An 11,288-nucleotide genomic window follows, 5' to 3' on the forward strand; every position below is an offset into this window, starting at 1 on the left:
TTCTGCCGGATCCGTTACCGGATCAGATTTGCGGGCCTTTTGGCTTGGGTTTGCCCTCCAGACCATACCAGTGGGTTTCTACCCGTCCGGCATGCCACTCGAAGGTGCCCCAGGGCTGCTTGGCTTCCCAGCGCGGGAAGTTGATGAGCACCCGGTTATCTTCGTACTTGTAGAGGGAGGTGCTGATCTGAATGTCCGACAGGATCAACAGCAGGGCCCAGCAGATGAAAATCCATTTCAATGCTTTCCACATAGGGTTACTCGAAGCAAATTTCGATAGTGGCGCGACCGAAATCGGATTCGAACGGCATCATGATCTTGGTGCCATCGGCACGGTGGGTAATGGTGTGGTTGGGGCCGGAGACGATGATGGGGGTCGCCATGTCAAACTCGTAGCCCTTCTCGCCCAGCATCCGCTTGGCACCGCCGGTCACCATGTTGGTGATTTCACCGACCATGTCGGTCACCTCTTCGTTGATGGAGGCGGGAGCTTCCCCCAGCATGCGGCGCATGATCTCCAGCGCCAGCCCCTTCTCGAAGCTGATTGAGAGGGAGCCACGGGTCTGCGGGCCAACCATGCCGATCAGGCCGGAGACGTCGCCGCGCGCCAGCTCATCCATCTTGCGTTTCGGTTTGCCCGGTTTGAGTTCCAGCTGTGCCATGGTCGAGAGCACATTGAGCAGGGATAGCAGGAACGGATTTACAAAATCAGCCTTCATGATGACTTCCTACAGTGGGCGTACAACGGGCACATTGGCCATGTGCCTCTATCGTCTTATTGGTAATAGTAAAACCATGCAAGTGGGCCTGCTCGGAAAACGCGCTATCGATCGCCGTATCGTGAAGCTCGACCACATCCCCGCACTCGTCGCAGATCAGCAACTGCATCGGGTGAGCGTGATCGAAGTGGCAGCAGAAGATAAACGCGTTGAGAGATTCCACCTTGTGAGCAAAGCCCTGTTCGAGCAAAAAATCGAGTGCCCGATAGACGGTTGGCGGCTTGGCATTGGCTTCGGTTTGTTGCAACTGGGCCAACAAATCATAGGCGCTGATGGCGTTGCCGTGTGCCGCCAGCAGGCGAAATACCTGACGTCGGGTCGGGGTGAAGCGGATCCCTCGCTGTATACAGAGTCGCTCGGCTCGTTGTAAAAGTTGGTCTTGATTCATGATCGCGCAGATACCCTTTCTATTAGCCGGATACTATCACAGGGCCTCGCATGGCGCGGCGACAAAATTCATTTTCTGGGGCTGCTTCACGTTGTGATAAAATCCGCCCCTTTCTTTAGCCAACCCGGATGATTTTTATGCAGGCGCAGCGTTTTTCCATCGCCCCCATGCTGGACTGGACTGATCGGCATTGCCGTTACTTTCATCGACTGATGAGCCGCCAGACCTTGCTCTATACCGAAATGGTGACCACCGGCGCCATCATCCATGGCAAGGGGGATTATCTGGGTTACAGCGAGCAGGAGCACCCCATCTCCCTGCAGCTGGGTGGTAGCAATCCCGCCGATTTGGCCCACTGCGCCAAGCTGGCCGAGGAGCGTGGCTATGACGAGGTGAACATCAACGTCGGTTGCCCCTCCGATCGGGTGCAGAATGGCCGCTTTGGCGCCTGCCTGATGGGGGAACCGGCGCTGGTGGCAGACTGCGTCAAGGCGATGCGCGATGTGGTCGATATTCCGGTGACGGTGAAGACCCGTATCGGTATCGACGATCAGGACTCTTACGAGTTTTTGCAGGCCTTTATCGAACAGGTGCGCGATGCTGGTTGCGACACCTTCATCGTCCATGCCCGCAAGGCGTGGCTGAGTGGCCTGAGCCCCAAGGAGAACCGCGAGATCCCGCCCCTCGATTATCCCCGCGTCTATCGGGTCAAGCAGGATTACCCGGATCTCACCATCGCCCTCAACGGCGGCGTCACCTCCATGGAGCAGACTCTGGAGCACCTGCAACACGTCGATGGCGTCATGATGGGGCGCGAAGCCTATCAGAACCCCTACATTCTGGCGCAGGTGGACAATCTGGTGTTTGGTCAGAACAACGCCGTGCCGAGCCGCCACGAGGTGGTGCGGATGATGCTGCCCTATATCGAGCAGGAGCTGGCCAAGGGCAACTACCTCTCCCACATGACTCGCCACATGCTGGGGCTGTTCCAGAACATGCAGGGTGCCCGCGCCTGGCGCCGTCACCTGAGTGAGAACGCCTGCAAACCGGGCGCCGGTATTCAGGTGGTGCTGGATGCCATGGCCAAGGTGCCGGAGTTTGCCGCCAGCGAGACGGCCGAATAAGCCAGTTGTGCCAAGGCAAGAGCAACCAAAAAGCGCGTCAGTTGACGCGTTTTTTTATTACTGTCGCTTCAATATCTGAACTGGTTGATCAGCCGCGAGAGATCCTGCAGCCGCTCTACCAGCAGGGTGATGCCATCGAGGGCCAACCTGCTGTTGTCGGCGGTGTGGCTGGCCAGCTGGTGGATCTGGTGTACCCCTTCATCGAGCGTCGCCGTGACGTCGGCCTGCTGACTCACCGCCTGGGCGATCTCGTCGCTGGTGCGGGTTACCTGCCCCAGCATCCGGTTGATCTGGGTGAGCACGTCGGCGGTGGTGCCCGCGTGCTGCTGGCAGCGCACCGAGGTCTGCGCCCCTTGTGTCATCCCCTCCGACAGCTGTCGTGTAGTCTGTTGCAGCGCCTGGATCATCTCGTGGATCTCGCTGGTCGAGGCACGGGTCTTCTGGGCCAGCGCCCTTACTTCATCCGCCACCACGGCAAAGCCGCGCCCCTGTTCGCCCGCCCGGGCGGCCTCGATGGCCGCATTGAGGGCGAGCAGGTTGGTCTGGTCGGCGATTTGACTGATCACCTCCAGAATACCGCTGATCTTCTGGCTGTCGCTGGTGAGCTGGGCCAGCACGGCGTGGTTGGCATCCAGCTCCTGATGGAGTTGGTTGACGGCGGAGCGGGTGGTCGCCAATGCTTGCAGCCCCTCATCGGAGACCTGTTGTACCTCTATAACCAGATTGCTCGCCTCATGGGCACTGTGGGCCACATCCCGAATGGAGTGGCTCAGCTCGGTGATGGCGGTCGCCAGCTGCTCGCTGTGGGCGCGCTGCTGCTGCAGATGAGTATCGATGGTCTGGATATTGCCCCGGTCATCTTCGGCTGCCTGCAGGATCTGCTGGTTGGTGTCGGCGCTGCGCCCGACCACGGCCTTGAGCTCGGCTTGCTTCATCCGCAGGGCCAGTTCGACGGCTGCCAGGGTGTCGCGCCGTCGGGTGTAGAGCACCTGACAGAGGCGGGTTCCCTTGTCTTGATCGGCAAGGGTGAGCAGATGAGCCAGCCGCTGCTGCAATCGCCAGCCGTGGATTGCCTGTGCCAACAGCAACAAGGCGGTGGGCAGCAGCCATAACAGGTTGCCGGTGGCAAAGTTAGCAAGGGTGGTGAACAAGGCAGAAGCGGAGAGCCAGAGGGTCAGCTGACCCGGTTCAAAGTGAAAGCGGCTCAGCCAGGGAAGCGCCTTGCCGCTGCGCAACAGGCCATAGAGCTGCTCGGCCCAGGCCACATCGCTGGCGGCGGGTTTGGTGCGCACCGACTGGAACTCGACGATCTCCTTCTGCGCATTGAGGATCGGGGTGACGTAAGCGTTTACCCAATAGAACTGACCGCTTTTGGCGCGGTTCTTGACCAGCCCCATCCAGCTTTTGCCCTGTCGCAGCCGCTGCCACATGTCGGTGAAGGCCGCTTTGGGCATGTCGGGGTGTCGCACCAGATTGTGGGGTGCCCCTTCCATTTCGGCCGCACCATACCCGGCCACATCGCAGAAGTGCTGGTTGGCATAGGTAATATGACTGGCGGGATCCGTGGTCGAGATGAGTGCGATGTTGTCGGGGAAGTGTATCTCCCCCTCCTGATGGAGTCTGGGCATGTGTCGTTCCTGAAAAAGCCAACCAACTGATAACTATGTTTTTTATTGTCGTTCTCAGTTAATCATTCTAAGGCTCTTCAGTGACCCGAACTTGGCTTGGGTCAATTAATCAACACAATCAATTGATGAAGTGAGGGTCAGCTGGCCGGTGTGAAATCGTGAACTTCGCCGCTTCTCGGTTTAAAGCGCGGATCGCTATCTTTGTAGCTGCGCACCAGCTCCATTGTCTTGCAAAAGCTGGTCTGCTTGTCGTACTCCTGACGAGCCAACTCGATGGCCCGCTCGGCCCGGCGCCGCTCCATCTTGTCAGACTTGCGATCGCTGAACTGTTGCTGCTGGTGCAGCATCCAGCCGACAAACTCTTGCTGGCATTGGGATTCGCTGTTGGCCTGAGCAGGCAGGGTCCACAACAATGAGAGCAGTATCAAATAACGCATGTCTGACTGGGTATTGAAGATTAATTGAACAGAAGGGGCGGCATTTTAGGCTGTAAATCGGGGTGTGAACAGTATCAATAGCGAGGCCCTGCGGGGCCTCGCATCGTTGTGGCCGGTGTCAGTGTTTGACGAGGTAGAGTTGGCGGCTGTAGGCCACATCTTCCGGGTTGTTGATGGGGTAGCCCTTGAGCCATGGCTTGATGAGTCGGGCATTGGTGTACTGGTAGATGGGGGCGATGGGGGCTTGATCCAGCAGGATCGCCTCCGCCTCGCCAAACAGCTTGCTGCGGCTGGCGGCATCCTGAGTGCTGGCCGCCTCTGCCAGCAGCTGGTCATAACGGGCATTGGCAAAGCCAGCCATATTGCCGCTGTGACGAGAGCCCCACAGGCCAAGGAACGCTGACGGGTCGTTGTAATCGGCGACCCAGGAGGAGCGGATAACCTCGAATTGACCGCTCTGGCGGCTGTCGAGATAGGTTTTCCACTCCTGATTGGTCAGCTCGACCTCGGCGCCCAGCTTTTGCTTCCACATGCTGGCAATCGCCAGTGCCATCTTCTTGTGAATTTCCGCGGTGTTGTAGAGCAGGGTCAGCTTGAGCGGCTTGTCCGGGCCGTAACCGGCCTCCTTGAGCAGAGCCTTGGCCTTGCTGTCCAGCGCTGGCTGGCTGCTGATGGAGAGCAGGTTGGCGGCCGGGGTAAAGCTGGCGGTCACATCCGGAGTGAAGTGATAAGCCGGTTTCTCGCCGGTACCGAGCACCTTGTCGGCGATCAGGGCGCGGTCGATGGTGTAGGAGAGCGCCTTGCGCACCCGCACATCGTTCAGTGGTGCCTGACGGGTATTGAAAGCGTAGTAGTAGGTGCCGAGCTGATCCGGGGTGTAGACCTCATTCGGGCTCTGCTGCTTCAGCTTGTCGTACTGCTCCTTGGGGAAGGATTCGGTGATATGCAGATCGCCCGCCAGATAGCGGTTGGTGGCCGCGCTCTCCTGATTGATAGGCATGAAGATCACCTTGGTCAATACGGTATGGGCCCGATCCCAGTAATAAGGGTTGGGGGTCAGCTCCAGCTTCTCGTTGACTACCCGGTTGTTCAGTACAAAGGCACCGTTGCCCACCAGTTTGCCGGGTTGGGTCCACAGGTTGCCGTACTGCTCGATGCTGGCCTGATGGAGCGGCGACAGGCTGGGGTGGCTCAGCAGGTTCAGGAAGTAGGGCACCGGCTGGGAGAGGGTCACCTGCAGGGTGTGGTCATCAAGGGCCTTGACCCCCAGCTCGCTGGCAGGCAATTTGCCAGCGACTATTTCGTCAACCTTGTCGAAACGGGCCAGTTGGGCAAACCAGGCGAAGGTGGCCGCCTCTTTCGGGTCGACCAGCTTGCGCCAGCCGTAGACGAAGTCGCCGGCCTTGACCGGATCGCCGTTGGACCAGCGCGCATCCGGGCGCAGATGGAAGGTAAAGAACTGGTTGCCCTTGTTCTCCCAGCTGGCCGCCACCCCGGCAACCGGTTTGCCATCCGGCCCCTGGGTCAGCAGCCCCTCGAACAGATCCCGCAGTACCTGCAACTCCGGCAGGCCGACCAGCTTGAGCGGGCTCAGGCTCGCAGGTTCATCCTTGAGGTGGCGAACGACAATCTGCTCGGCGGCGAGTTGTGTTCCGGCGGGAATATCGGCAGCCTGGACAGCAGCACAGCCCAGCAGGGCCAGCAAGGGGGTCCATCCTTTCATGGGTCGGATCCTTCAAATAGTGTGAAGCGGGGAGAAAACTCGGCGAGAAAATATCGCCGACAGATGGGAAATCATGATATCCCGTTTGCTGGTCTGACCGCCAGCATTCGACTCTCACTCCCAATCGGGGTCGAAGGGGCTTGTCGGCGTCTGCGCAGTTCAATGTGGTGAGGAGTGTCAAACGATGAAAGCATGGTTATTGCTGGCCTGTGTGTTGAGCCAGGGTGCCTGGGCGTTGGCCCCGTGCCAGAGCGACACGGCGGTGGGCAACTGGTGCGAGATCGGCATCGATGCCTTGCAGCCGACTCAGGGGGGCGTCGGCCAGATCCAGGTCGATGAGACCCAGGCCACATTGGCGGGCATGAGCGCAAAGCAGCTCGACAAGTTGATGAAAAAGAAAGAGATCCCCGTGGTGATTGCGCCGGATGGCAACTACTGGCTGGTGGACAGGCACCATCTCACCAAGGCGTTGTGGCAGCAGGGCGTCAAGGATGCCCGGGTCAAGGTGATTGGCCGTCTGCAGGACAAAGCCAACTTCTGGAGCCAGATGCAGAACAACCACTGGGCCTGGCTCAAGGATGAGAAGGGACAGCCGCTGACCCCGGAGCAGTTGCCGACCAGTATCGACAAGCTGCCTGATTACCCCTATCGCACCCTCGCCGGACTGCTGCAGAATGCGGGCTACTTTCGCAAGGACAAACAGGTCTATTTCGTCGAGTTTGCCTGGGCCAGCTGGCTCGGCAAGCAGATGCAGTGGATGCCGGTAGACAGCGCCAATCTGGCGGTCCGCCTGCAACAGGCCAAACGGCTCGCCTGCGGCAGCGATGCCAAGGAGCTACCCGGTTATCCCGGCAAGCAGTGCAGCCTCAACCAGTCCAAAAGCGCGCAATGAGTGGATGTGCGATGACGGCATCCAGAGCATGCCGGAGATAAAAGAGGGCGACCCCAGGGTCGCCCTTATGCTGTCAGCTACTGGTTAGCGGTGGTCACTCATGGCGCTCCGCCCAGTGGGCAGCCGCCTGTTCAAGCAGGGCGACGTCACCTTGCTGGATCAGCGGTAGCAGATCGTTGACCTGTTGATCCCGCCAATCCCACCAGGCGAGGGCCTGTAGCCGGGCAATTTCCTCCTCGCCAAAGCGCATTCGCACCACCCTGGCCGGGGTGCCCGCCACCATGGCATAGGGCGGCACATCCTGATTGACCAGCGAGCGGGCGGCGATGATGGCGCCATCGCCGATGGTGACGCCGGGCATGATCATCGCCTCCATGCCGATCCAGACATCGTTGCCGATGCGGGTATCGCCTGCGGGGCGGTAGCTGCGCTGGAGCGCCGCCAGATCGGCGAACGGATAGGTGCTGATGAAGGACGTGTTGTGGGTGTGGTTGCCACCCATGATGATCTTTACCCCGGCGGCAATCTGCACATAGTCGCCGATATGGAGCCGGTCGATATGCCAGAGCGGCTCCCAGCCGGTGTCCGGGCTGCGGCTGAAGGGATCGCCATGGAGGTAGCGCACCGCCACCTCTTCGAAGGGGCCATCCCAGGCACCCGAGTAGTAGCTGTGCTGCCCCTTTAGGCAGATATTGGGGTTGGTTACCGTCAAGTGCAGGTATTCGACCTGCGACCAGTGTTGGCAGGTGCTCATATTGGTACTCCTTTGCTGAATGGATCGGATGGGTTGCGTTCGCTTGAGCGAAGCTAATGGATCCAGACCAGCATGCGGGGCACGCAGAGCAGGGAGCAACCCAGCATCTGCGGGAGGCGTGGTCGCATTGTGGTGTGCTCCAAAGAAGAGGGAAGGGCGCGATCATAAGGTCGGGCGCCGGGTTTGCCAAGGTTGCGCAGAGATCCTGCACTAACCCTCTGGTTGATATTTATTCTCAATTAGCCATGATAACACTCCCACCATAACGGACTCGGGAGAGCGAGATGACACCGCAAAGTTGGCAACGATACATGCTGGAGGCGGAGCGTGCCTGGCAGGCCGGTTCGCTGGGGGCGGCGATCTGTTTTTATCAGCAGGCGCTGGGGGATGTTTACGAGATGACCCAGGTGGAGTTGACCGAACTGGCCACCATGCGAGTCGCCACCTGTCACCGGCTGGCCGACTTCTGGCGGGCGATGGATGAGCCGACTTACGAGCTGCGCTACCTGAAACTCGCCTCCGAGCTGGTGACGGCGCTGGTGCCACAATGCCCCAACCGCGAGTGCGAGGCGCTGATCAGCGAGCTGGGTTGCTGTCGCGGTGCCCTGCTCGCCTTTCTCAAGCGCCACCCCAATCCGGAAATTGCCCGGCTGATCCAGTTGCAGGACAAGGTACAGGGTTGCGAGCTGATCGGCCGTTTTCGTCTCAACTGACAGGCGTTGAGCGGCAGCTCAGCCCCGCCGTTTGAGTTTTTGGACGATGCGCTGCTGCGCCTCGTCCCCTTGCAGAGCCTGGGCGAAGGCGCGCGCCTCCAGATCGATGACAAAGTGCACCGCCTGTTTGAGCTCCTGTTTCAGCAGCGCCTTGCTCTTTTGTAGCGCTCTGGGCGGCTTGGCCGCCAGCTTCAGTCCCTGCTCGCGGGCAAAGGGGAGCAATCCATCGGCCGCCACCACCTTGTTGGCGAGCCCGAGTCGCAGCGCCTCCTCGGCATCCATCGCCTCGGCCAGCAGCAACAGCTCGGCCGCCTTGAGGTGACCCACCAAGCGCGGCAGCAGCAGGCTGGAGGCGAACTCCGGCACCAGCCCTAGCTCGACGAAAGGAAGCTGCAAGCGGGCGTTATCAGCCAGATAGACCAGATCGCAGTGCAGCAGAATGGTGGTGCCAATCCCCACCGCCGGGCCTGCAACGGCGGCGACCACAGGTTTGGGGAAGTCGGCCAGGGTGTGGAGGAACTGCAGTATGGGATCGTCGGGCTCCAGCGAGCTCTTGCCCATAAAGTCGGCCAGATCATTGCCCGCGGTAAAGCAATCCTGCTGCCCCTGCAACAGCAGGATATGCACCTCCTCATCGGCTGCCGCCTCTCGCAGCACTGCCACCAGTTGCTTATAGAGCTCGGTATTGAGGGCATTGCGCTTGTCGGGGCGGTTGAGGGTCAGGGTGAGCAAGCCATCCTGCTGCTCGGCAATGAGAATGGGGGCCATGTCTAAATCCTTGTTATTGAAAGGTGCAAAAAAGGTTTCTGCTGGGGTAACCTTGGCGCCGTTTAACAACATCATAAAAGGATTTCAACCATGTTTAAACGTGCGTTTTATTCTCTGCTGGTTCTGGGTATGACGGCGCCTGCACTGGCCAAGGTCGAGGCCGTCGACGGCTATGTGCGCCTGTTGCCGCCGGGTTCCCCCAACACCGCCGCCTTTATGGTGCTCAAGAATGACGCCGACCAGCCGGTCAAGCTGGTGGCGGCGGCTTCTGCTGCGGCCGGGCGTGCCGAGCTGCACACTCATCTGCACGAAAATGGTGTGATGAAGATGCGCCAGGTCGAGAATATCGAGATCCCGGCCAAGGGCGAGGCGGTGCTGAAACCGGGCAGCCTGCACATCATGCTGTTCGAGGTGGGCACGCTCTCCGAGCAGACCCCTTTCCCGCTCACCCTCACCATGGATGATGGTCAGAAGCTGGATCTGTCACTGCCGGTGAAGCCGATTGAGCCGATGGCAGAGATGAAGCATATGAAGCACTGACATTTGTCGTCGTTTGTTCAGGATTGACGCTGGGTATTTTGGCTGCACCGAGTAAAATAGTGCTCTTTTCCATGTATGCAAGAGGAAGTGACGTAATGAAAAAGACGCTGATTGCCGGTTTTGTGCTGGCTCTGTGCAGCCAGAGTGCCATGGCCGCTGACGACTGGCGTTTTGCCGCCGGTGCCGACGTATGGGCCGCCAAGGGCAGTGGTCAGGCTTATGGCACCAGTGCTGATGGCAGCTATGACGACAGCTACAACTGGAACGGCTATCTGCAACTGGAACACGGCATCATCTTCCTGCCGAACGCCAAGTTTGAAGTCTCCGATTTCAGCACCTCCGGCGGTAACTTCAAGAACGATCTGACCGCCTACGATCTGAGCCTCTACTACCGTCTGTTCAACAACGATCTGTTCAAGATCGATCTGGGTATGACCGGTCGTCACTACGATGGCGAGCAGGTCTATGTCGGTCGCAAGGGTTATGACGAAGATACCCTGATGGCCTATGCCGGCAGCGAAGTGAAGATCCCGGGCACCGGCATCGCCTTCTTCGGCGATCTGCGCACTCACGATGCGGACAACTATGACTACCGTCTGGGCGGTTCCTACAAGTTCTCCTCCATGCCGATCAAGCTGCGTGCCGGCTGGCGTGAAGCCAAGGTCGACTTCGCCAATATCGACCAGTCTGTCGATGGCTGGTTCATGGGCGGCGAATTCACTTTCTAATCTGACGTTGTCTGACAACGGGGGGTGATATTCTTCGCCAACATCTATCAGAGTATTCTGTCGATGGATGGTTCATGGGCGATGAATTCACTTTCTAATCTGACCGTCAACTGACGACGAGGAGCGATAATGGGCCACATCATAGTGACAGGTGCCGGTTCTGGTCTCGGCCGGGCGCTGACCATCGGACTGGTTGAGCGAGGCCATCAGGTCTCCATGATGGGGCGCCGTTATCAGCGACTGCAGGAGCAGGAGCAACTACTCGGCAGCGCGGTGATCGGCATCGCGGCCGATCTGGCGCACCATGAAGAGGTTGATGTCGCCTTCGCCGCTGCGGTGGAGTGGGGCGGGCAGCCCGACATGGTGATCCACTGCGCCGGGGTGGGCGAGTTTGGCCCGGTCGGTGTCTACACCGCCGAGCAGATCCGCCGGGTGGTGGAGAGCAATCTCATCTCCACCATTCTGGTGGCTCAGCAGACGGTGCGGCTTATCGGTGAGAAAGGCGGAGTGTTGGCCAATGTGCTCTCCTCCGCCGCTCAGGTGGGCAAGGCCAACGAGAGCCTCTACTGCGCCTCCAAATGGGGGATGCGCGGCTTTCTCGAATCCTTGCGCGCCGAGCTGAAAGGCTCGCCACTGCGGCTGGTCAACCTCTATCCGAGCGGGATCCGCAGCGAATTCTGGGACAACTCGGATCACGTGGACCCGAGTGGCTTCATGACCCCGGAAGATGCGGCGGCCTATATGCTCGACGCGTTGGAAGCCAGAAGCAGCTGCCACGTGACCGATCTCTTTATCGGTCGCAATCCCTGAGGCA

14 protein-coding genes are annotated in these 11,288 nt (G+C 59.6%); 6 read left to right on the forward strand and 8 right to left on the reverse strand.

Annotation, left to right across the window (positions count from 1 at the left end):
• Nucleotides 1–22 precede the first annotated feature (22 nt).
• From ACTG27_RS20140 to zur, 3 genes are read right to left on the reverse strand one after another with little or no spacing between them, the layout of a single operon-like run.
• Entirely contained in the window at nucleotides 23–253 is a 231-nt protein-coding gene (locus tag ACTG27_RS20140) for a hypothetical protein (protein WP_005335809.1), read from the reverse strand.
• Between the two features lie 4 nt (nucleotides 254–257).
• On the reverse strand, nucleotides 258–719 hold the full coding sequence (locus tag ACTG27_RS20145) for a chemotaxis protein CheX (RefSeq protein ID WP_005343179.1): 462 nt from the start codon (nucleotides 717–719) through the stop codon (nucleotides 258–260).
• The gene (gene zur / locus ACTG27_RS20150; RefSeq protein WP_005335805.1) at nucleotides 709–1,167 is read right to left on the reverse strand and encodes a zinc uptake transcriptional repressor Zur; all 459 of its coding nucleotides are present in this window, start codon (nucleotides 1,165–1,167) and stop codon (nucleotides 709–711) included. Before zur ends, ACTG27_RS20145 begins: the two co-directional genes overlap by 11 nt.
• A gap of 137 nt (nucleotides 1,168–1,304) precedes the next feature.
• On the opposite strand from zur, the gene dusA reads away from it, so the two are divergent.
• A complete protein-coding gene (dusA, locus tag ACTG27_RS20155; RefSeq protein WP_139443481.1) occupies nucleotides 1,305–2,291 on the forward strand; it encodes a tRNA dihydrouridine(20/20a) synthase DusA in 987 nt (328 codons plus the stop codon).
• Between the two features lie 68 nt (nucleotides 2,292–2,359).
• On the opposite strand, the gene ACTG27_RS20160 is transcribed toward dusA, so the two are convergent.
• The 3 genes from ACTG27_RS20160 to ACTG27_RS20170 all read right to left on the reverse strand — a co-directional run bounded on the left by ACTG27_RS20160 (nucleotide 2,360) and on the right by ACTG27_RS20170 (nucleotide 6,079).
• Nucleotides 2,360–3,919 carry a methyl-accepting chemotaxis protein gene (locus ACTG27_RS20160; RefSeq protein WP_439980268.1) on the reverse strand — a complete coding sequence of 520 codons (1,560 nt, stop codon included), beginning with the start codon at nucleotides 3,917–3,919 and terminating at the stop codon, nucleotides 2,360–2,362.
• A gap of 137 nt (nucleotides 3,920–4,056) precedes the next feature.
• Nucleotides 4,057–4,356 (reverse strand): hypothetical protein, encoded by a 300-nt coding sequence (locus ACTG27_RS20165; RefSeq protein ID WP_005335795.1) that lies wholly within the window; start codon nucleotides 4,354–4,356, stop codon nucleotides 4,057–4,059.
• A 118-nt stretch (nucleotides 4,357–4,474) separates the two neighbouring features.
• Nucleotides 4,475–6,079: a peptide ABC transporter substrate-binding protein gene (locus tag ACTG27_RS20170; RefSeq protein ID WP_439980270.1), complete on the reverse strand. Its 1,605-nt coding sequence runs from the start codon at nucleotides 6,077–6,079 to the stop codon at nucleotides 4,475–4,477.
• A 184-nt stretch (nucleotides 6,080–6,263) separates the two neighbouring features.
• Here ACTG27_RS20170 and ACTG27_RS20175 point away from each other — a divergent pair, with 184 nt between their 5' ends.
• Nucleotides 6,264–6,971, forward strand: coding sequence for a ParB-like protein (locus tag ACTG27_RS20175; protein ID WP_245148131.1), 708 nt, complete (start codon nucleotides 6,264–6,266; stop codon nucleotides 6,969–6,971).
• A 94-nt stretch (nucleotides 6,972–7,065) separates the two neighbouring features.
• Here ACTG27_RS20175 and ACTG27_RS20180 read toward each other — a convergent pair whose 3' ends face one another.
• The gene (locus ACTG27_RS20180) at nucleotides 7,066–7,725 is read right to left on the reverse strand and encodes a CatB-related O-acetyltransferase (protein WP_245148130.1); all 660 of its coding nucleotides are present in this window, start codon (nucleotides 7,723–7,725) and stop codon (nucleotides 7,066–7,068) included.
• 284 nt (nucleotides 7,726–8,009) lie between these two features.
• On the opposite strand from ACTG27_RS20180, the gene ACTG27_RS20185 reads away from it, so the two are divergent.
• Nucleotides 8,010–8,438, forward strand: coding sequence for a DUF2753 family protein (locus ACTG27_RS20185; RefSeq protein ID WP_005335785.1), 429 nt, complete (start codon nucleotides 8,010–8,012; stop codon nucleotides 8,436–8,438).
• A gap of 18 nt (nucleotides 8,439–8,456) precedes the next feature.
• On the opposite strand, the gene ACTG27_RS20190 is transcribed toward ACTG27_RS20185, so the two are convergent.
• Entirely contained in the window at nucleotides 8,457–9,206 is a 750-nt protein-coding gene (locus ACTG27_RS20190; protein WP_106844094.1) for an enoyl-CoA hydratase-related protein, read from the reverse strand.
• A gap of 90 nt (nucleotides 9,207–9,296) precedes the next feature.
• Here ACTG27_RS20190 and ACTG27_RS20195 point away from each other — a divergent pair, with 90 nt between their 5' ends.
• The 3 genes from ACTG27_RS20195 to ACTG27_RS20205 all read left to right on the forward strand — a co-directional run bounded on the left by ACTG27_RS20195 (nucleotide 9,297) and on the right by ACTG27_RS20205 (nucleotide 11,284).
• The gene (locus ACTG27_RS20195) at nucleotides 9,297–9,746 is read left to right on the forward strand and encodes a copper chaperone PCu(A)C (RefSeq protein WP_005335782.1); all 450 of its coding nucleotides are present in this window, start codon (nucleotides 9,297–9,299) and stop codon (nucleotides 9,744–9,746) included.
• Between the two features lie 95 nt (nucleotides 9,747–9,841).
• Nucleotides 9,842–10,474, forward strand: coding sequence for a TIGR04219 family outer membrane beta-barrel protein (locus ACTG27_RS20200; RefSeq protein WP_106844095.1), 633 nt, complete (start codon nucleotides 9,842–9,844; stop codon nucleotides 10,472–10,474).
• A gap of 129 nt (nucleotides 10,475–10,603) precedes the next feature.
• Nucleotides 10,604–11,284 (forward strand): SDR family oxidoreductase, encoded by a 681-nt coding sequence (locus ACTG27_RS20205; protein WP_042052437.1) that lies wholly within the window; start codon nucleotides 10,604–10,606, stop codon nucleotides 11,282–11,284.
• The last annotated feature ends 4 nt before the right edge of the window (nucleotides 11,285–11,288 follow it).

This window comes from Aeromonas sp. 97A (assembly GCF_051919185.1).
Taxonomy (GTDB): Bacteria; Pseudomonadota; Gammaproteobacteria; order Enterobacterales; family Aeromonadaceae; genus Aeromonas; species Aeromonas veronii.